The organism is Natranaeroarchaeum sulfidigenes, from assembly GCF_017094485.1.
In the GTDB taxonomy this organism is placed as follows: domain Archaea; phylum Halobacteriota; class Halobacteria; order Halobacteriales; family Natronoarchaeaceae; genus Natranaeroarchaeum; species Natranaeroarchaeum sulfidigenes.
On record NZ_CP064786.1, the window covers coordinates 2,105,878 to 2,127,752 of the forward strand.

Here is a 21,875-nt window from a genome sequence, read left to right on the forward strand (position 1 = left end):
CGGATACAATCCGTGGCCCCCGAGGCGACGTACAGCCTTCCGAACACTACATACGGTAAAACACAATGAATACCAATACCCAGACCAGACAGAATCGAACCAGTATCGATATCGAGGAAGAGCTCGATCAGCTCAGCCTCCGAGAAAAGGCCGGACAGCTTGCGGGAACGTACGTCGGAACGATGAGTGAAACGCGAACCGTAGAGGACGTCGCCGAGCTGGTGAGAGAGTACGGACTCGGATTCGCAACACCATTTGGCTACGGAGCCTCGCCGATCAGAGACCCGATCGAGGCAGCCGAAACCGTAAATAGGCTTCAGCGGATCGCTGTAGAGGAGACCTCCCACGGGATTCCGCTTGCTATACCGGTCGACGCGATTCACGGAAACGCCTATCTCCAGCAGGCGACGATCCTCCCCCACAATGCCGGGTTGGCCGCGACACGAAATGTAGAACTTGCCAGTGAGGTTGGAGAGCTGACAGCAACTGAAGTAGCAGCGACTGGTGGAAAAGTCACGTACGGGCCGACCTGTGATGTCGCACTGGATCCACGCTGGGGCCGAACGTTCGAGAGTTTCGGCGAGTCGGCATATCTGTGTGGTGAGTTTGCCGCGGCAAAAGCTCGTGGCGTGTCCACAGCAAGTGAACCGGTCGCGGCCATGGCAAAACACTTCCCGGCATACGGCGACCCCAGTCGGGGAGAGGACGCAGCGCCGGTCGATAGGTCAGTGTCTTCGATCCGGCGGGACTTCCTTCGGGCGTTCGAGCCCGTGCTCGACGCCGAGATCGATGCGGTGATGCCGAGTTACAACTCGATCAACGGTGTCCCCTCCCACGCATCCTCGCATTTCCTCCGTGACGTCCTTCGCGATGAGCTTGATTTCGACGGTTACGTGGCCTCAGACTGGAACGGAGTGAACATGCTGCACGAGCATCATGGCGTTTCCAGTGATCTTCGCGGATCGATCAGACAGTCGATCGAAGCAGGCGTCGACGTCCATTCGCTCGGCGAAGACGACCATGTTGAACAGGTCGTCGAACTCGTCGAATCGGGCGAACTCGACGAATCGCTTGTCGACGAGGCCGTCCGCCGGATCCTTACCCTCAAGGACGATCTTGGCCTCTTCGAGGACCCGTACGTCGATGTCGATCAGGTTGCGACCACGCTCGGATGCGAAGAACATCAGGAGATCAGCCTCGAAGCCGCCCGACAGTCGATGACGCTACTGCGAAACGAAGACGAGGTACTACCCTTCTCGCTGGATCTCGACGAGGTGCTGGTAACCGGTCCGAACGCCGACGAGCTTGCACATCAGGTCGGTGGGTGGAGTCTCAAGCCAGATGAGGGACTGGAGGGAGAGACAGTGCTTGACGGCGTCGAATCCATCGTCTCCGATGACACGACGGTCACGTACGAGCGCGGCACCGGGATTCGAGCGGAAGATGACATCGAGGCGGCCGCGGCCGCTGCGTCCGACGCCGACGCCGCGGTCGTCGTCCTCGGAGAGAACTGGTATCTGCACGAGTTTGGGCCACAGGACGTGACTGGCCCCACCGATGCGTTTCCCAAACGGAGTACGCTCTCGTTACCGTCCGCTCAGCGGGAGCTACTCGAAACAGTCGTCGAGACGGGAACGCCAGTTGCCCTCGTGATTATCGCCGGTCGCCCGCTTTCGATCCCGTGGGCGGCAGAAAACGTTCCAGCGATCATTCAGGCGTACTACCCCGGTAGTGCGGGTGGCCGTGCAGTGGCGGAGACGGTCTTCGGGGAGGTCAACCCGAGCGGTTCGTTGCCTGTTTCGGTTCCCCGATCAACCGGCCATCTTCCAGTGCGGCATAACTACCTTCCCGGTCCAACACCAATCGGAGCTGACGAACACGAGTCGTCTTACGACCCGCTGTGGCCGTTCGGACACGGTCTCTCGTACACCGAGTTCGAGTACCGCTCGCTTGAGACTGACAGCCCGACCGTCAGCAACGATAGCACCATTACGGTCAACGTTACGATCGCCAACACCGGTGATAGGGCTGGCGCGACGGCAGTCCACGTCTTCGCTAGCCGCCCCGTGAGTTCGGTCGTCACCCCAGCCAAACAACTGGTCGGGTTCGATCGTGTCGAACTGGAATCCGGCGAAGAGCGAACGACCTCGCTTGAAGTAGATGCAGAACAGTTCTCGGTGGTCAGACCGGATGGGACGTCAGTGCTCGAACCGGGTCGTGTCGAACTGACGTGCGGTGAGATGGCCCGTACTCTCGAAATCGAATAGCGGTTTGTACGGGCGTTTTCGTGTTTTTCGTGGAGCGATCCGGACGGAGCCCATCGTTCTCAACCGGTATATTCGATGTTGAGGACATCGACCCGCCGCGCGTTGATATCCTCATAGACCGCAGCCCAACCACCGACACTAACCATCTCGTCACCGGTATCGAGGACCATTGTTGCATAGGTCGCCAGTTCGGTGAGTGACGGCTGGGGGTCGTGGAGCCGTTGCTGTGGATACGTCATTGACTCCACCCGTCCAGTGATCGTGATCTCGGAGTTGGTGCGAATCTCTGATCCACTGACCTGAATTATCAAGTCGAAACCGTCGGCCTGTACTACCGAGTAGAAATCGCGCAAGAACTCCTTGAGGCTCACGTAGGCGATCGTCGTCGGATCATCTCGATACACGGTTGGGTACAGGTTCCAGAGACAGGTCAAGAAATACCAGTGGAAAATGAACGGGAGGATGCGATCGTGAATCAATACTCCGTAGGTCTCGTCGGACCGACTGTTAGGTGCGAAACAGACCCGGTGTCGATCGAGAATTACCAGGAAGGGTCCGGGGATCGAACACAGGCGCAGTTCTGAGACGGCCCCGTCCAGCATCCGGTCGTCGATCGGTACGTCGCTGTGATCCTCAAGATACAGTGTCGTTCTGACGATGACACCTCTATCCCGGGCGTCCCTGAGCTCCGGGAACAACTTCCGGAGTTGGGACGGTGTCGCAGCGATCTCGACGACTGTATCCGCATCTTTGACTCCGGCGAGTGCCTGTTCAACTGCGCTTTTGGGATGTTTTGTGACACTGATTCGATAATCGACCGTATCCGGCTCTCGGTATCGTTCCTCGATCTCTTCGGCTGCGTCAGCCAACAGTTCTCCACGGGCGGTAAGATCCTCAAACACCGTTTCCGGCGGCTCCGGCTGGGCGTACAGCTTCTCTTGGTCCATCGTCTCGATATACTCACGATCTTCAAGCTCACGCAGGACAGTGTATATTTGAGATGACGGGACAGAACACTTCCGGGCGATTTCGACCGCCGGTGCCGTACCCAGATCAAGAAGTGTCAGGTACGCATCCGCCTGATACTCGGTCAGTCCGGCATACTTCAGCGCTTGCCTGACGCGTTCACGGTCCATATCGTGCTGTTGTCTCCGTGGGGGAAAGTTTTATTGCATTTTTTCATACAAACGCTCTCGCATGACTCTCAGGTCGGCGATTGTTTACTATCCAGACACAGTCTCACCGCCGATACTACACGACATCTATACGTCGCGAGTACTGCACCGATACACGACGTACAAACAGAGGACGGTTGTTGGTCCGATAATGAGTAGATTGAGTATCATAATCCCTCGCGTATATTCATCGTAGGATCCAAACACCAACGAGAACGCAGCCAGAGCGAGAAGAATCACGTTTACCCCGAGGAGCCCAAACCAGATCGGTTTGTAGGCACAGACGTGTTTCCAGAAACGCTCGCCGAATGAGTCGGCTGTATCCATTACCACCGCGTTAGGAGTAGCGGCATTTCGTTTTATCGCTTCGCCCAGACTGTGACTGACCGGCCGCTGTGTTACACTGAGTGAGTGTAAATAAAATATCCCCCACGGTCTGGCACTGCACATACTGTCGGTCCATCTCACTGTCGCTCGTCCTTGCAAAGTCAAGTATCCGAATGTTTTATTATGTTTTGTTTAGAACATATTATTAGATGTTTAGAGCCATTAGTCGCCGTTACCTCTTGGGAGCCAGTTCTATTGGGCTAATAAGTACGATTGCCGGTTGTTCGAGCATCGAGACCGACGACAGTGAACCAGATGAGCAGGAGTCCGAAGGTGAAACGGACGAAGAGCCCCATACAGCTGATGAAGAGATCGTCTCGGTCGGTAACGCCAGCTACCGGACGACAAAGCCCGAGAACAGGAACCAACCGCCGACGGACGTGTACGTCAGTGCGGACCGCGAAGGGGATCCGCTACCGACGAACAACTGGTGGGGATCGCTCATGTGGGAGGGACATTTGCTCGATACTGACGCGTTTCTCTGGAGCCACCCACTAGTGAGCTCAACGGGCCAGCAGGGGTTCGTCTTCGGCAGTCAGGGTGACTGGCACGTCGGGGACGGCCCGGCCGGTCCGAACTTCGCGACGCGTCAGATCGAACTCGCAGGGACTGTCGGCTTCGAGGGCGCGGAGTTCGAAGAATCCGTCGTGACCGACTGGACGGACTGGTCAGTCTCGTTCGCGATGGAAAGTCCGAAGGGTCGGATCGACATCACCCTAGTCCGCGGGTCGCCGTACGTGTACCTGCGCGCAAACGGGGACGATCTCACGATCGAATTCGACGAGGCGGATTCCGAGCCGGTCGTCTGGGCAGACACTGATTCAACAGTCGGCATCAGCGTCGACAACGCCCACTACGGGCTGTACGCTCCCTCCGATGCGGACTGGACGTTCGACGGGGACGAAACGTTTACCTCCTCGCTCGGCGGCGGCGATTACCTGACGATCGCGTTGCTGCCCGAGGGGAATGAGGACACGCTCGAAACGTTTGGTGAGTACGCCCACGCACACGTCGTCGATACACAGCTAAAGTGGGAGTACGACGAAGACGCGAGCGAGGTTCACACGACCTACCAGTTCGAAACAGAAGCGATGGAAGGGGACGTCTCGGGGACGATCACGGGCACGTTCCCGCACCAGTACAAGTACACCGACGAACCGTCGCTTGGCTTTACATACGAATCGCCACGTGGGACGATGCAGACGATCGAAACCAGCTCGTACCGCGTCACGCATACGTATCATGGGATCCTTCCGCATTTGCCGGATGTCGGCGGGCACGACAGCGAGCGTCTCGCCTCGTATCTCGACGAAGAAACCAGCAAAGAGATCATCAGACCCGGTCAAGAAGGCGACGGGCAGGGGGCCTACTGGGCGGGGAAGAACTACAACCGCACAAGTGATCTAGTCGGTATCGCACAGCACCTCGACGACGAGGAGGGGTCTCAGCAGCTTCTGGACGCGATGCGGGAGCATATCGAGGACTGGTTCAAAGCAACTGACGAGGACGGATCGCTTGCCGACACTCGCGTTTTCTACTACAACGAGACATGGGGGACGATGATCGCGTATCCGGCCCTCCACGGAGCGCCAGAACTATTGAACGACCACCACTTTCATTACGGCTACTACGTCCGTGGAGCGGCCGAGATAGCGCGAAATGACCCTGACTGGGCTCGTGAGTCTGAGTGGGGTGGGATGGTCGACCTCCTGATCCGGGACTTCGCAAATCCCGACCGGGACGACGATACTTTCCCGTTCTTGCGAACGTTCGATCCCTACAGTGGCCATTCTTGGGCCGGCGGCCCATCCGGCGATGCCTTCGGAAACAATCAGGAGTCGAGTTCCGAGGCAATCAATGCATACGCGGCGATCATTCAGTGGGGCGAGTACACGGACAACGAGGAGCTTCGCGACCTCGGTGTCTTCCTGTATACTCGTGAGGTAACCGGCGTTCGTGAGTACTGGTTCGACGAGGACGGTGACTCCTTACCGGAGCTGGACGACTGGCAGTTCGACCAGGCGACGATAGTCTGGGACCGAGGGGTCGCATACACGACGTGGTGGACCGATCATCCCGAACCGATTCACGGCATCAACTGGTTACCGATCGGCGGTCACTCACTCTATCTCGGACTCAATACGACGTACGCTGATGCCAACTACCGGACTGTCGAGGACGCCGTCGATGGTAGTTTTTCCTACTGGGAAGACCTGATGTGGAAGTATCGGGCGCTCTCCGATCCGGACGATGCAATCGCACAGTTCGACGCCAATGAGGACGAGTACGATCCCGAATTCGGCACCACACGGGCCCAGACCTACCACTGGATCGCTACGCTGGGAGAGATAGGATCACCCGATCCGACGGTCACCGCTGACACTCCCCTGGCAGCGGTCTTCAGCGAGGACGATGAGCGCACGTACGTCGCGTACAACGCGGGCCAGGAAGACAGAACAGTTTCGTTTTCGGACGGAACGACAATCGAAGTCAGTCCACACGAACTGAAAACCAGCCAACAATAGGCTGCAAGCCCCACCCAGTCCAGTACCAAGTACGCATGCTGGCTACCAAATCCTCATCTCACGATAGGTATTCGATTGAACAATTATCAGACACAATATAAGTTTATCTGACCCGGACGGGAAGATCACAGGGATAATATCGTAAATCGACAGAAAGCAAGCAGAGTGCTGCTACGGTGATGTTGAGGAGGGAAACGTACGTTATTGCTGTCGACCGAAGGTCAGACAGAGGCAACCGCCAAAAAGAGGGTTTAAGCCCGAAAACTGCATTATTGGTCCAGTACGAGGCAGTCTGGCGATCACCTTGTACGTGGTCACCGTGAGGTGAGGACTCGCGGGGTTGCCAAATCATATAATAAATTAATATAATATGGAAAAGGCATATTTAGATGGTGGCTCGGAATCTGGATCCTGACTGGAATCAACTCCGTACCGGTGGGATACCAATCGCAGACGGCGCGGGGTCGTGATATGGCGACAGTCTCGTATGAGTAGAAACCCGATATGAGCAGTGCCAACCAAATAGAACAGGGCTACTTTTATTATCAACCAGGCGGCGAAGATGAGAGCGGCTATTCGATATCTGGGTACCGAAGCCGATCAAGCCATCTCATTGATAGTACTAGTTGTCGAAGATCATCTTAGTGGTCCTTGTACACCCGTATACCTTTCAACCACTATATGAACTCCAATTCAGGTCTGGTGCTACCATGGAGCGTACTCGGGGTCGATGGTTCGACGACCCTCATCCAGTGTTGCGATTGTTTGATGATCTTCGTCCGTCAATTTCACCTCCAGTGACTCGTAGTTCTCCTTGATGAACCGTTTTGTCTGTGCCATCGGAATCGGGGTGATATCCTGCTCCCGCAACCAGGCGAGGCTCACTTGCGCCGCTGTACACTCGCGGGTCTCCCCAATATCTCGTAGCTCCGGAATATCGATGACCCGCCCGCGAGCCAGCGGTGAGTACGCCACGACTTCGATATCGTTACTCTTGCAGTATTCGACGAGCTCGCGTTGCTGGCAGAGAGGATGCACTTCGATTTGATTCGCATACAGGGGTGCGTCTAGCTGATCGATTGCCTCATCCAGCAGGGGCTTCGTGAAATTAGACACACCAACGTTTCTGATCTTGCCGGCGTCGTACAGTTCATCGAACGCCGATAGTGTTTCTTCGGCGTCATAAGCACCCGCTGGCCAGTGGGCGTACAGCAGGTCCACCTCCTCAAGTCCAAGCCGATCAAGGCTTTCGTCAAACGAATCCAGTACATCGTCATATCCTAGGTTCTCGTTCCAGATCTTCGTTGCAACAAAGATGTCTTCGCGATCAACTGACGATGATTCGATGGCTTCACCGACGAACGGTTCAGTGTCGTAAACCTGCGCCGTATCGATATGGCGGTATCCTTCGTCGAGTGCAGTTACGACGCTCTCTACACATTCGTCACGATACGTGTTCTGGAACGTACCTAGCCCTATGTCTGGCAACGTCTGCATACATCAAGGTTATAGCTACTGTCTTATTAATCCTTACATTATCTCTTCTGACAGCAAACGATCAAAGACAGAACACACGGCTGTATAATGACTTCACGACGAGTCTCTGTTCATATGGTTTTTCCACCGCAATGACGTCCGGTCACGGACTTTGTGAAGGCCAGTAAAGCGCCGTATCTTTCCACCGCGAAACCACACGGATACCCCCACAACGTCATAGTCCGTTGATATTATCTCCCGGCTTTTCGCCTTCGAGCGCCTTTCGGACGTTTTGGGCCGCTGTCCGCCGCCTTTCCGGGTCCGCTTCTTCGGAGTACCAGGCAACATGTGGTGTTGCGACGACCCGCTCGTGCCTCCGGAGCAGGTCGTCAGCGGCTGGCGGTTCATCAGGGAACACGTCGAGTCCGGCACCTGCGATTTTGCCGTCTTTGAGCGCGGTTCGAAGGGCATCGCCATCGACGATAGGGCCGCGTGCGACGTTGACGAGGAAGGCGGAGTCTTTCATAGACTCGAACGTCGTGTCGTCGAACATTCCACGCGTACCGTCAGTCAACGGCGAATGAATCGTAACGGCATCAGAACGCTCTAACAGCTCCGCAAACTCTACCAACTCTGCACCGTTCTCAACTGCAGTCTCCTTGTCGATGAACGGGTCAGCCGTCACGATATCGAACCCGAGTGCCCGTGCCCGCGCCGCGACAGCACGGCCGGTTGATCCGAATCCGACGATTCCAAGAGTCTGTGTCGAGAGTCGGTGGACGGGTGCTCCGGCGGTGTGGTCCCACGCACCTGCGACCATAGAGGTATCGTAGCGTGTAATACCGCGGTACAGCGACAGCAGAAGGGCAATCGTATGCGTCGCGACCTCCTCTTTGCAGTACTCCGGAGCGTTGGTCACGTAGATTCCCTGTTCGGCGGCTACGTCAGTGGCGATATTGTCGACACCGATACCATAGCGAGCGATGACCTGACAGCCATCGAGTCGGCGGATCAACTCTTCTTCAATTTCGTATCGGAGGTTGAGAATTGCATCGGCAGAAATCAGTTGGTCGTCGATGCTGGGATCACTTTCGAGATGGCCTCCTGCGTCGTGCACTTCGGCGATATCGGACAGCTCGTCCCGCTCAATCGAGAGGTCCTCAAATTCGTGGTCGGTAACCACGACCCTATACTCAGTCATAGATTAACATATAGCGCGACCAGTTCAAGAAATTATCGATTGGGGCCACAATCTTCCCGACCTTGCCACTCTCCAGACGATATCAAACTCTCTCAGCACATCATTCTCAAGCAACGTGTCGCATTCAGATCTCGTGAGGAGGAAGGGGATTCGTCGCTTCAGTCTGCCTTCAATTCTGCTGCAGATTTCCCAGTCTTGATCATATCTGAGAGCTCGCCTCGTGTGACAGCATCGGCATCGACAATATCTGCGACGTTCCCCTGGTATAATACGACAATCCGGTCGGCAACCGAGATCACTTCCTCAAAATTGTGACTAACGATGATCTGGGTTTGACCCTTGTCCTGAAGCGTCTCGATCGTGTCGTACACTAGCTCCGTACCCGCTACCGAGAGTGCACTGGTGGGTTCGTCAAGCACCAAGACATCAGGGTCGAACGCAAGGCTCCGTGCGATAGCGACGAGCTGTCGCTGCCCGCCCGAGAGGAACTCTACTTCGGTCTTCGGATCGATGGCCTGGTTCAACTGCCCCTCCAGGAGCTCTGCTGCCTGAGCGTATGCAGTATCCCAGTCGATAATGTTGAAGGGTCCAAACGAGAACCGCATCGGGAACTTCCCGAGGAAAATATTAGTTGCTACATCCAGGTCGTCCATCAACGCGAGGTCCTGATACACCGTTTCGATACCGCAATCACGGGCTTCGTTTGGACTGGCAAACCGAACGCTTTCGCCTTCGTAAAAATACTTACCGCTTGTCGGCTCATGAATCCCACACAGTACGTTCATGAGCGTTGATTTCCCAGCTCCATTGTCACCGACCAGAGCAAGGATTTCTCCGTCGTGCACCGAAAAGGAAATATCGTCGATGGCAACTACGCGACCGAATTTTTTGGTGATCTCTTCGAAGCGGATCTTCTCCTGGGACTGTGCGGATTCTGGGTTCATCCTGACACCTCGTTTGTAAGGATTCGATCACGGATGTTTGTTCGAGTGTTATACAGCAGGATAGCAATCAACAGGACGATCCCGTTGATAGTCTGGATCTGATTCACGCTCATACCGCTGATATTCAGTGCAGACTGGATCACACCCAGTAGCAGTACCCCACCGAGTGCTCCTGCAATCTTGCCCCGGCCACCGAACAAACTGATCCCTCCAATCACGGCCGCTGCAAATGCGGGGAACAGCAGATCATTCGCCAGTTGGGGCGAGACCGACCCTACGCGCCCCAGAAGGATCAGACCTGCAATACCGCTCAAAAACCCACTCAGCGCGTAGACTGTGATAATAAGCTGGTCTGTTTTGATTCCAACCGCCCGTGCGGAGTCCTTGTTGCTACCGACGGCATACACGGCTTGTCCGAATGAGGTGTACTTGAGCAGCAACCCCATGACGGCAAACGCCGCAATCATTAGCGTGATGGAAACTCCCGAGCTCCCTCCAGTTGCGGTGAACCCATCCGGTAAATTCGAGACCGGAACTGAACTCAACCACACCTGCGCTCCTTCAAAGATGATCAGGAACGAGAGTGTCTGAAGAAACGGGTCAACACCAACTTTGCTGATCATCACACCGTTTACAACGCCGATGAGGGTAGCGACGGTGAGAATTATGACGACCGCAAGGACTGGGCTCTGGATCACGCCCCATTGGTCAGGCGATAGTAACATCGCTGTGAACATCGCGGAGAATCCGGCAATCGCACCAATCGATAAATCGAAGTGACCGGATAGCAGACAGATACCCTCCGCAAGGACGAGAAAGCCCAGTGCAGCCGATCCGTAGATGACCAGCTCTATCATCCCGAGCGAGCCGAACGTTTGTGGGACCAACAAGAATACCCCAAGACAGACGACTAGTAGAATCGGCCAGATCATATGATCGAGAACTGCCAACATTGCCTTGTGTTGGTCCATTTCAGTACGATTCAACATGGTAGAGATGCTAGTGCTCATGATTAAATATAATTTGAATTACGTGGCGTGGTTCGATCCTGAAGGTACCTGGGATTATCCCCAAATGTTCCCCCAGTGGAAGTCCTCGTTGGCGTTTGTATCGTCGACGAGGACTGGGCTGGTCTGGAAGTGAATGTGTCCGTCTTTCTCGATTATCTCAGCCGGTGCCCAGATGGGTTCTGCCCACAATTCGACTCCCATGTGCTCCGAGCTTGGAATCTCTAAGTCATCTTCAGTGATTGTGTCTCCGATCTCCGGGAGTTCGTCCATTCCGTCACCCTCGACATACCGCTGCATATATTCGAGCGCGATCGGCCCGTAGAAGTAATTCGGCTGATCGACCGCCGCATCGATGATCCCCTCGTCGACATACTCGATAACTTCGGCGTCGGCATCCAGTGTTACGAGGGTGATGTGGTCGTCCTCACCCTTTGGATAATCCAGGTCCAGGTTCTCAAGTGCGGCTACCGCACCCAGCCCCATCTCGACCTGCGACGTATAGATTGCGTCGGGTGCACCGTTGGCATTGATCCACTCTTCGACCGCTTGCAGCGTGGAATCTCTCAAAAACTCCCCTTCAACCGTGTCGACAATCTCGAAGCCGTCTTCTGCTTCGAGCGTTTCGACGAACAGCTCGGAGCGCTGGTCCGAAATTTCCTGCTCAGGTGCACCGAACACCTCCAGCACCTCAAAATTGTCCTGGTCCGGATGGTTTTCACGGGCACGCTCGATGAGCTCCTCGCCTGCCATCTCCCCGGCAGCCTCGTTGCTGAAGGCGACGTACATGGCTACTGCCTCAGTCGTGGCGTCGACATTGACTGTGAATACTGGTATTCCCGCCTCGTCAGCCTGTTCGATGGCTGGGTTGACCGACTCTGATCCCCATGTGTTCAACAGGATCGCCTCGACACCCATTTCGATTCCCTGCTGCAAATTCTGCAACTCTTCGTCTTGATCTTCGTCGTTGCCCCACTCGTCGAGATCCATCCCCATATCTTCAGCGTAAAACTCGATGGCCTCAAGGAACGCTGTGTTCCACGCTCCGCCTTGATAGTAGGTTGAGAACCCGTATGTTGTACCCTCATCATCGTCACCCAGACAGCCGGCAATACCGGCCAGGCCAGCTGCGGTTGCTCCCTTCACGAATTTGCGCCTATCGATGGCATTGCTATCCATGGTCCAGTTGTACACAAAGATCCATTACTAATAAAATTTTTCATTAAGATTTGGAGTGTTATTCACTATAGAGACGTGCGCGATGCGATTCATTGTGCGTAAGCTCGTTTACTCGTCACGAGGTCGCTGTAGACCAACGGACTCTGTATATGTGCCGGAGGCCCGGTCCCGTGCCAGTTAGTATACCGTATCGTATCATCCACAATGAAAGCATTGTACGTAATGTATATTGGTAGTTGATTCCCAGTCAGTCCGTCCCATATAGATGGGAGAGAGCACTACTATCGGTCGTTGCTGGTTAGTAACGATCCATTCAACGATGTTGGACGCTATTGTATAACTAAGTGTCCTGCTCTGGATCCTAATTATCCCAAACTTATAAGATACTCATTGCGGGATGTAGATACATGCCCAACTCATCCGACTCCGAAAATGGAACGTCAATAAAAGGTGTCGAAAAATCATTCAGAATCATTGAATCGCTCGTTGAACTCCGGAATCCAAGCCTGACAAACATTTCATCTCACCTTGGAATTCCAAAAAGCACCGTTCACGTTCATCTCCAGACCCTGGAGAAAATCGGCTACGTGGTCAATCAAGAAGGAGAGTACCGCGTGGGACTCCGCTTTCTTGAACTCGGAGAACACGCCAGATCACACTACAGCGTGTACCAGACGGCTCAGAACGAATTGGTTGACCTGGCAAACAAAACAGACGAAGCCGTCAACATCGGTGTTATCGAAAATGGTGAACGCGTGCTTATAAAGAAGCTTGAGATGTCGGATGCAGTGTACGACAATGCCATGACGGGGGAACGGACACACCTCCATTGGACTGCGCTCGGTAAGGCAATTCTTGCTGAGCTTGAAGACAACCAGATACGGTCAATAGTCGAACAACACGGGTTGCCCCGTGCAACTGAGAATACGATTACCGATCTGGACGAGCTGCTCGAGGAATGTGCCCAAACTCATTCTCGAGGATACTCAATAGAGGACGAGGAACGTCGTGAAGGTATATTGGCAGTCGGTGTACCGATACTGGACCGGAGTACGGATGAGGTACTTGGCTCGATATGCGTTTCCGGCCCGAAAAAACGCCTGGTATCCAGTGGTGACATTGATGAGTCGATTATCTCGGCTGTTCAAAGTAGTGCAAATGTGATCGAGCTCAGATGCAATCATTATTAAACATCCCAATCATCCCACAGACAAGTTCAATATTGTTGGATGCAGCACTACTCGATTATGAACAGCAATAAATAGTAACAACAGCCATACCAACTACATACAATGGATGCTATAGATTACAAGCCACACAACGGAACAGTACGGTAGTCTCCCGGAGGTTCGCTGAAATCGAAGTCCCACAGATTTACAACAGTACCATTGTAAATACAGGGCGACAAGCTCGTTGGTCAATCCGTTGGAGATACTAAGTAGACATCTGTTAGACTACCACCTCTAGGCTTGTACCTGGTGGATCTGGCCGAGGTCAAGACCAGAGGTATTCTCCTGTGCCGCTAATATAATGGAGTATCGAATTGTTTTACGAAATCCATTGTAGTGCTACTAGGAGGGCGGAACAAATCACGGTGAATGGGAGATATGGAAGCCAGCAGTCCGTAGTTTCAACACCGCCCAGCGTACATAATAATATTTACTGGAAGCAAAATTTATAAGTTATAATATATTTATTGGTATCCTACTATTCCTCCCAGAAATCACTACGGCTGAGACCATGGCGTGAGCTGATCATATAGAACACAAGCGTATTCCCAAATGTACTCTCGGCGATCTCAGCATAAGAAAGACATTAAATTGTCAAGATATAACCGAGAACTATATAAAGTTTGCATAATAAACGGTGATTTTGACATAATTAGCCAAAATTTCCTGCAGCCGGACACAACATCAATTTCGAATCACCAGACACTATACAGCGCTACGATCTCATGGCCAACAACACAGTCTGCGATTTGTTGATTGACCTACCGTAGTGGAATGTTGTATTCTGTGTAGAAAGACGCTTGTCATATTACAACACATATTTGAAATCAATATATTATATAAAATTAACATTTGAGAGGAAGTGCCGTGAGTGTGTAATCCAACGTCGCAAGTCATCTGGAGTCTGGTGTTGTCGATTGTTTCACGGTCCTTGTCGTGAAAAAGTCGTTCCGTTCCACGAGGAATTTGTTTCAGTTCACACGTTTCCGGTTATAGATCTCCCCGCCGACGGGTGATTCCTTCTGATCAATCTCCGGCCCGCTAACGGAGTAGTCCCGAACAACGAGCATCAGACGAGTCCGACAGCTGTCCTATATACGGACATCCACGATTCAGTGGCGGTCTCGTTCTGTGATCCACTCGATCGTGTCGGTCTACGGACGATCCCCTGCTGGCTTCGTCGGATGGGTCGGTCACGTGGTATAATTGGGTGTTGGTGACGGGGAGAAGTGTTGAGAGTGTGGCTTCCAAGCTAGTTAAGGATAAAATGAAAACGGAAAAATTTAAATTACAAGAGTAGATTGCAAAATCTATGTACGATGGTGCATCGCTGGAGTTGACGACCGATCCCGCCAGATCAACGACTCGCTCGGATGGGACCATTCCCGCGCCGCTGTCGCCCGATGACCCGGAGGCGTGGTACGCCCCGGACGTTCGGGAACAGTACGAGATCCATCCGGGGGTCGTTGCAACGATCCGGGAGCACAGCAACGAGTTCACGTACGAGATCCGAGAGCCGTTACTGTCAGAGACCGACAGGAAACAGCTCGAAACCGTTCGATCCCATTTCGAGGATGCGAACCTCGCCCGTCCATTGACAAGGGAAGGAACGATTGAACGAATGGACCAGGGGTTCGATCCGAAATATCGTGACGTCCTGCAACGATTGCTCGACTGTTCCACTCCGGCACGACGCCGACTCTCCTACTATGTACTCTGTGAGCTTCGGTGTCTGGATGATCTCACGCCGCTCGCGCTGGATGATCGGATCGAGGTGGCCGACAGTTCAGGTGAGCAACTCGTCGTCCACACCGAGAACTACGCGCCTGCAAGAACCACATTTTCCCCGAACCCGGAGTATATCGATCGGTTCGTCAGCGAACGGCTCACGACTTACCACGTCGAGTTCAGCGGGTTCGAAATACCAGTCGTGATTTATCGGGAGAACCTCCTTGGGCGAGACTCGTTTACGACGAAGTACGCCGTACAGGAGCCAGATCTGCTACCGAACGACGAGGCACTGGTCGCGGAGTGCAAAGAACGGATCTGGGAGGCAAACGTCGACGGCTTCGTCGAGGATCGAGAATCGTTCGTTCGGGACCGCGCCCGGCGGGTCCTCTCCAGATTACTGGCTGCACGGCGCACACGTGCATGGCCTGACGCCGTCCGCTTTCGTGCCCGGAGCGCGCTCGCCGAGTACGACCTCGCAGTCCCGCCGGTCGACGGCCGGTACTCCGACGATAGGCTCTCGGATCTGATCTACTACGTGCTCCGCGACTATGTCGGCGAGGGGAAACTCACGATTCTAATCCGCGACCGCAATCTCGAAGATATCGAGGCCAACCGGGTGGGCGAACGGATCAAAGTCGTCCCCCGGGCTGACGTGGGTCACGGCGACCGGATCCCGACTAACCTCCGATTCGAGAACGAAACGAGCTTTATTAATGTCGTCACGCAGTTGGCGGCCGCGGACGGAACGGAGCTAAACGCCTCGAACCCCAGCGCGAAAGTGAACCTCTCACCCGACGGGGTTGACGATGACGTGACGATCCGGTGTGCGGTCGCTCTCGGCGTGATCAGCGAAGACGGTCCCCATATCTCGGTTCGTAAACAGGCCCCCGAGGCGATGACGCCGATAGACCTGATAGAGCAGGGCAGTATCTCCACCGAACTCGTCGCATTGCTGTGGATGCTGTACGAACAGCACTCCGTTGTTATTTTTTCCGGCCCGACTGGGGTTGGAAAAACAACTTTGATGAACGCACATATGCCGTTCGTTGACTTTCGGGATCGGCCGATCAGTATCGACGAAGGCTCCCGAGAAGTCCGATTACCACACGAGACCGGTGTCTCGCTAACCACGCGAGACCACGAAAACGAGTACAAGCAGGTAACGATGGCGGACCTGATGACCGAGTGCAACTATCTCAATCCCGACGTCGAAGTGATCGCGGAGATCAACACCGCCGCGAGCTTCGAGACCTTCGCCGAATCGTTGAATACCGGTCACGGGATCATCGGAACCACTCACGCCGAAGACGTCCAAAAGCTCGTTAATCGGGTAGTCGAACAGGGACTTCCTCCGTATCTACTTCGCGAGATCGACCTCGTCATCTTTCCGAAACACGTCGACGGTCACCGATATGTCGGTACCGTTATCGAGTTTCTGTCTCCCGACGAGTACAAGCAGGTCGGCGGTGAGTGTGGCGTCATTGACAAGGAGGGTACGGAAGTCCACTGGAACCGGATCGGGGGTCGAAACGAACGGGGGGAGTTCACCTTCGAGTATTCACATCCGAAACTGGAGACAATGAACGAGGAGCCGCCCGAGGAGTGGTCACATCGCTCTGCACGCGAGCAACCGATCCTTGACGACTCACGATTCGACGGCGACACGTTCGGAGGTGCAACGTCTTCCGAGACTGCAGATACACGAGAATGTGGGCTCCGGATATTCCATTCTATTGCCAACAGATCCGATCGCCCGGTTGCGGCCGTCGAGGCGGAGTTTCACCGAAAGCACCGGTACGTCCGCTATCTTCGAGAAGACGGCGTTGACGATTTCACCGAACTGTTCGAGTTCCTCGCGGATCTCCATACCAACGAGGCCGCAACGGTCGAGCGAGCAAGTGCCAACGCCCATGGGAATACCAATGGGTAGTTCGGCAGCAGAGTCAGAATACCGGTCTCAGAGTGCCCGACCGGTTCCGACAATCGACAGTGGACTGTACGCACTGTTCTCTCGGCATGCGGATAGTCACCGGCACAACGCCGATCGCCGAAACTATCGCGGGACCGATATCCGGATGAGCTTCGGCGTATACCTTTCGCGAGTATATGCTGTCTCTTGGCTCGCATTTGTAGTCGTATCTGTTTGTGCAACGCTGGTCGTTCTCTCGGTTTCGTCGTTCCCCATCGAGATCGTCGGATCACCACCAGCGAGTTCTGTACTACCGAATATCCCACAACCGTATCTCGCAGTCGGGCTAGGAATCCTCGCCGGAGGAGCCGCAAAGTACGCCGTTGTCCGTCTCGGCGGGCAGTACCTCCGCTGGATCGCGAGTTCACGACGGGCGGAGATCAATCACACGCTACCTGGTGCCGTTCGATATCTCCGTGTTCTCTCGACCGGGAGTGACAATCGCCGTGGTATGCTCCGGAAAGTCGCCGCGAACCGGGAGGCCTACGGGCAAACGGCAGTCGCCTTCCGGAAGGCGTTGAACAGGGCAGCGTTGACCGGAAGCCTTGATCGAGGGCTGCGAATCGTCGCTCGCGATACGCCGTCCAGAAACGTCCTCGCCCCGTTCGTTCTGAAGTTCAGGGAGCACGCCGAGCAGGGTGATGAGGAACTAACGAGCTATCTCCGTATGGAGAGTCGGATGCTATCCCACCAGCAGTCCCGAGCACGGGACCGCGCCGAATCGTTTCTGGAGCTACTGGCGGAACTGTTCATCGTTCTGCTGGTACTACCGGCACTCCTCGTCATCGTCGTTACCGTGTTGAGTGTTCTTTCACCGGGGCTCTCCGAACCCATCGGCGCTCCTGTAGTCACGGTCACGGGCCAGCAGCTCCTCATCTATGGGAGTGCTGGTTTCGTTATCGTCACTGGACTGCTTGCCGCGTCACTGGTGTCGCAGGTTCGTCCCCACGACCACGCCGAACCCAGTTACAGTCGCCCCCCGGAGATTGTCGGACAGTTCGTTACTGCAGGATCGAACCCGGCGAGTGCATCAGTCGTCTGTGCTCCCATCGCAGCACTGGTTGGAGCGACGCTCTATCTGAGCAGCGTAGCGCCGATCAATGTCGTGTTGTTGACCTACGTTTCGTGGACCGCCCCGGTCGGGATCGTTGCAGTGCGCCGTGCACGCCGTAACGAGGCGAAAGATCGGGAGATCAAGGACTTTATACACGCGGTTTCGGGCCACGTCAAACTCGGTCGTCCGTTTCCGGAAGCCGTCGCGCGCGTCGCGGCCGATGTCGACCTCGGCGCGCTCGACGACGACGTCAAGACCCTCGCGTTCAACGCGAACCTGACGACCAGGGATGGAAACCTTCGAACGGACGCGCTCGACTCGTTCGTCGCCCGAATCGGGACACCGATGGCCGAGCAGACGATCGGGCTCGTGACTGGCGCACTGGAAGCCGGTGGCGATGCGGAGGATATCTTCGAGACGCTACAGACCGAGGTTGGGCGGCTCCATCACGAGAAGCAAGCACTCCGCAATGCGATGCTGGTTTACGTGACTGTCGGGTGGACGACGGCGTTATTAATTATCGGGATTATGGTCGCGGTAGACAGCTACGTTATCGACGGGTTCGCACAGCTATCCGCAGTTTCCGAGCCCACCACGGGCGTCGCTATGGACGCCTCGACGATCGACCCCGAGCGCGACCAGTTCCGGTTTTACGTCGTGACACAGGCGACGATGCTCGCGTGTGGCTGGTTCGCTGGAATGGCCAGCCGCGGCCTGTACGAAGCGTTGTTGCACTCCGGTGCACTGGTGTTTATCGCATATCTGGTATTTTCGGGGGTCGGAATGGCATGAGATCGGTAGTACCGGGGGATCGCGGACAGTCCAACGTCATCGGCGTCGCGCTCTTGCTTGCGATCACTGTGATCGGTATCGGGGGGATGGCTGCCGGGATCGGTGCAGTTATCGACGAGAACGCCGACGCCGCCGACGCGACGACCGTCGCGGACGGCTTCGACGATAGCCTCCAGCCGACATCGACGACGGGCCATCGGACCGGAGACGTACGGTTCACCAGCGGACAGGTCGGGGTCGAGCCCCGACAGTTGCGCGTGCTAAACGAGACCGGTCCGATCGAGACAGTACCGGTCGACGCACTGGTTTACGAGTCCGGAGAGACGCGCGTGGCGTACCACAGCGACGCTGTTGTGCGCGGGTCGCCCGGAAACGCGTGGTTCCGGACCGAACCACCGATCACGATCGATCAACGATCGGAGGGCCCGGTCGTGATCAGCGCAGCACAGTTGAATGCGAGCCACATCGGCATTGGTGGTAACTCCAATCGCCCAGTACAACTGGAAACGGATGTCTCGCATGAGCGCCACAACCTCGGTACGGACAGTTACCGGATCGCGGTCGAGACGTCTACGCCGGGCCCATGGAAACGGTATTTCGAGGAGATCGGAGCGACGGTCGAGACAACTGATCGAAAGTTCGCCGGTGACCGCGAAACGAGCGTCGTTGCCACAATCGATGGGGAACGAACTGCGTACCTGGTTACTCACGACCTGCGACTGGAGGTGAGTCATGGCTGACAGAGCGGTGTCGGCCGTCGTCGGCAAAGCGCTGGAAGCCTCGATCGTGATTATCTACATCGGTCTGCTCACGACGACGCTGTATGCAGGGGTGCTTCCCGAGCACCGGACGGCCGCTGCGACGGAGGTGGCGGATCGGACTGTCGCTGACGTGAGCGGTGATCTACAGACGGCAGTTCCGTCAAGTACAGCCACAAACCGGACGGAACAGCAGGTTGATCTCCCTGCTACGATTCGGGGCGAGACATACTGGATCCGGGTACAGAACGATACACTCGTACTCGAACACCCTCATTCGGATGTCGGTGAGCGAGCACCGATCGTCTTGCCTCGATCCGTGACGTCGGTCGAGGGGGAGTGGCGAAGCGACGAGCAGACTGTCATCACCGCCGAGCGGTCGGACGACACCATCGAGATACGGCTCGAAACAGGTGAGCGATAATGGGGGCCGACTCGTCAGGGCGTGGCCAGGCTAATCTCGTGGCACTGGCGGTTGCCATCGTCGTCCTTACTGCCGCACTGGGTGTCGGGCTCGCGATCGCCAACGGTGCGTTCGGCGACGCGGAGCGGGACGCGACCGAACGGGCGACCGCAGCGAGCCTTGCCGAGACGCTGGTGCATCCGGACTCCTCGCTCTCCGCCCGACACAACGTCCTGAACGCGAGCGCTGTGGAGGTGTTCGAGTCACAGGATCTCGATACCCGCCATACAGCACTCGAAGCCTACGACGTTACAGTACGACTGGACGACGAGACCCTCGCAACGACTGGAGATACGACTGCTGGCACGACGATCAGACGGGTCGTGCTCGTCGAAGAGCGACAGTCGGCCATACGGACGCCGGGGCTATCGGGGACGGCTGACCCCACCGTAACGCTGCCGCGTCGTACAGATCGAGTCGTTCTCGCGTTCGATCCGGACGACGACACGACAGTGTCCACCGTGCGGATCGATGAACGGGTCGAACTTCACAACGAATCGGGACTTGTGGGCGAACACGAGGTAGCGGTCTCGCCGCTGGAAACCTCGAAGGTCGAGATTGAGGCGGACGGAGAGGTAGTTGAGGGCGATGTCCGGATCGAGTACTTCCCGGTTCGGACCCGGTCCGCTGTGCTGGAGGTGACAGTTGATGCGTGACGGTCGGGGGCAGCTCTCGACCCCGGTCGTCGAGGCGGGTCTCGGTGTGATCCTGATATTCGCCGTTGTCACGACGTTTGCCCTCGGCGTTCCCGGAGCCGACACCCAGCAGGCACAACTCGATCTCTACGCGGAGGATACGGCAGCGGTTCTTTCGGGAGAAACACCCCGTCATCAGGATGCGACGCGTCTCACCGAACTCGCCCGTAGCGAGGACGCATTCGAGCGCGAGCATGAACGCGCTGACCGGCGGCTCGACGAGTTGCTCCCTGACAACGTGCTGTATCAGATCGAAACCGATCACGGTATCGCCGGAATGGAACGCCCCGGTGGCGTCCCTTACGGGAGCGCGACAGTACCGACCGAACACGGCGACGTGACGATCAGGGTGTGGTACGCGTGACTGGTCGCACTCCGGACACACGGGGACAACTCGTCTTGCTGGCCGCGGCCGTGATCGCGTTTGCGCTGGCGACCGGTGCGCTGGCATACCTGCAGGTCGGTTCACATCCGGATATCGAGCCGAGTAGCGAGGAAGGCTCCCCAGAGCGCATTGTGAGCGCGTTAGATCGGAGTGTCCACAACGCCACGGCGTCGGCGACGGACCGGTACGACTGGGACGACCGCGAGTTGGCAGTCGAGGAACTTGAGGACGACCTCGAACCTCGCGTCCAGACACTTCGCGTCTCCGAACTTGAGCAATCAGTCGTCCACGAGATTGCGTACGATGAGAGTGACGCGGCTGCGTGGGCGGCTAACGACTGTCCCAGCGACCCGGATCGACGCTTCGGTGACTGCGAGGTGATCGGCGGCGTCGTCGTGCAAGAGCGTGCCGGTGAAACGTACATACTTGGAGTCGCATTCGAGCTCCGGACGACATCCGAACGGACAGCCCACGAGACGAGCGTTCGAGCGACCGGCCGGCAGTAGACAAAGACGGTTCGCTCAGCGCGGATTCCGATCTCCGTGGTCGTATCGAGCGCCACTCTGATCCGATAGACGGCCGAAGTGCACCACGGGTCATCGCCAGTCTGGGCGGATGTCCTGACTCGGGATGTAGTT

General features: G+C 55.9%; 16 protein-coding genes. 10 read left to right on the forward strand and 6 right to left on the reverse strand.

Annotation, left to right across the window (positions count from 1 at the left end; all coding sequences use genetic code 11):
- Positions 1–65: 65 nt before the first annotated feature.
- Positions 66–2,267 carry a glycoside hydrolase family 3 N-terminal domain-containing protein gene (locus AArcS_RS10855; RefSeq protein WP_238477435.1) on the forward strand — a complete coding sequence of 734 codons (2,202 nt, stop codon included), beginning with the start codon at positions 66–68 and terminating at the stop codon, positions 2,265–2,267.
- Positions 2,268–2,326: 59 nt separating this feature from the next.
- On the opposite strand, the gene AArcS_RS10860 is transcribed toward AArcS_RS10855, so the two are convergent.
- The gene (locus tag AArcS_RS10860; protein WP_238477436.1) at positions 2,327–3,403 is read right to left on the reverse strand and encodes a TrmB family transcriptional regulator; all 1,077 of its coding nucleotides are present in this window, start codon (positions 3,401–3,403) and stop codon (positions 2,327–2,329) included.
- Positions 3,404–3,978: 575 nt separating this feature from the next.
- Here AArcS_RS10860 and AArcS_RS10865 point away from each other — a divergent pair.
- Complete coding sequence (locus tag AArcS_RS10865) at positions 3,979–6,354, forward strand: glycosyl hydrolase (protein WP_238477437.1); 2,376 nt, start codon at positions 3,979–3,981, stop codon at positions 6,352–6,354.
- Positions 6,355–7,059: 705 nt separating this feature from the next.
- On the opposite strand, the gene AArcS_RS10870 is transcribed toward AArcS_RS10865, so the two are convergent.
- The 5 genes from AArcS_RS10870 to AArcS_RS10890 form a co-directional block, all read right to left on the reverse strand.
- Positions 7,060–7,851, reverse strand: coding sequence for an aldo/keto reductase (locus tag AArcS_RS10870; protein ID WP_238477438.1), 792 nt, complete (start codon positions 7,849–7,851; stop codon positions 7,060–7,062).
- Positions 7,852–8,065: 214 nt separating this feature from the next.
- Positions 8,066–9,031 (reverse strand): C-terminal binding protein, encoded by a 966-nt coding sequence (locus AArcS_RS10875; RefSeq protein WP_238477439.1) that lies wholly within the window; start codon positions 9,029–9,031, stop codon positions 8,066–8,068.
- Between the two features lie 158 nt (positions 9,032–9,189).
- On the reverse strand, positions 9,190–9,975 hold the full coding sequence (locus AArcS_RS10880; protein WP_238477440.1) for an ATP-binding cassette domain-containing protein: 786 nt from the start codon (positions 9,973–9,975) through the stop codon (positions 9,190–9,192).
- Entirely contained in the window at positions 9,972–10,985 is a 1,014-nt protein-coding gene (locus tag AArcS_RS10885; protein WP_238477441.1) for an ABC transporter permease, read from the reverse strand. The genes AArcS_RS10880 and AArcS_RS10885 overlap by 4 nt, the downstream gene beginning before the upstream one ends.
- A 54-nt stretch (positions 10,986–11,039) precedes the next feature.
- Complete coding sequence (locus AArcS_RS10890) at positions 11,040–12,161, reverse strand: sugar ABC transporter substrate-binding protein (RefSeq protein WP_238477442.1); 1,122 nt, start codon at positions 12,159–12,161, stop codon at positions 11,040–11,042.
- A gap of 407 nt (positions 12,162–12,568) precedes the next feature.
- Here AArcS_RS10890 and AArcS_RS10895 point away from each other — a divergent pair, with 407 nt between their 5' ends.
- From AArcS_RS10895 to AArcS_RS10930, 8 genes are all read left to right on the forward strand, one after another.
- Positions 12,569–13,351 carry an IclR family transcriptional regulator gene (locus tag AArcS_RS10895; protein WP_238477443.1) on the forward strand — a complete coding sequence of 261 codons (783 nt, stop codon included), beginning with the start codon at positions 12,569–12,571 and terminating at the stop codon, positions 13,349–13,351.
- Positions 13,352–14,702: 1,351 nt separating this feature from the next.
- Positions 14,703–17,051, forward strand: coding sequence for a type II/IV secretion system ATPase subunit (locus AArcS_RS10900; RefSeq protein ID WP_238477444.1), 2,349 nt, complete (start codon positions 14,703–14,705; stop codon positions 17,049–17,051).
- A complete protein-coding gene (locus AArcS_RS10905; protein ID WP_375139606.1) occupies positions 17,044–18,936 on the forward strand; it encodes a type II secretion system F family protein in 1,893 nt (630 codons plus the stop codon). The genes AArcS_RS10900 and AArcS_RS10905 overlap by 8 nt, the downstream gene beginning before the upstream one ends.
- Positions 18,933–19,676: a DUF7289 family protein gene (locus AArcS_RS10910; protein ID WP_238477446.1), complete on the forward strand. Its 744-nt coding sequence runs from the start codon at positions 18,933–18,935 to the stop codon at positions 19,674–19,676. The genes AArcS_RS10905 and AArcS_RS10910 overlap by 4 nt, the downstream gene beginning before the upstream one ends.
- A complete protein-coding gene (locus AArcS_RS10915; protein WP_238477447.1) occupies positions 19,669–20,118 on the forward strand; it encodes a DUF7266 family protein in 450 nt (149 codons plus the stop codon). Before AArcS_RS10910 ends, AArcS_RS10915 begins: the two co-directional genes overlap by 8 nt.
- A complete protein-coding gene (locus AArcS_RS10920; RefSeq protein WP_238477448.1) occupies positions 20,118–20,813 on the forward strand; it encodes a DUF7263 family protein in 696 nt (231 codons plus the stop codon). The genes AArcS_RS10915 and AArcS_RS10920 overlap by 1 nt, the downstream gene beginning before the upstream one ends.
- Entirely contained in the window at positions 20,806–21,216 is a 411-nt protein-coding gene (locus tag AArcS_RS10925) for a DUF7262 family protein (protein WP_238477449.1), read from the forward strand. The genes AArcS_RS10920 and AArcS_RS10925 overlap by 8 nt, the downstream gene beginning before the upstream one ends.
- Positions 21,213–21,743, forward strand: coding sequence for a DUF7261 family protein (locus tag AArcS_RS10930; protein ID WP_238477450.1), 531 nt, complete (start codon positions 21,213–21,215; stop codon positions 21,741–21,743). The genes AArcS_RS10925 and AArcS_RS10930 overlap by 4 nt, the downstream gene beginning before the upstream one ends.
- Positions 21,744–21,875 lie beyond the last annotated feature (132 nt).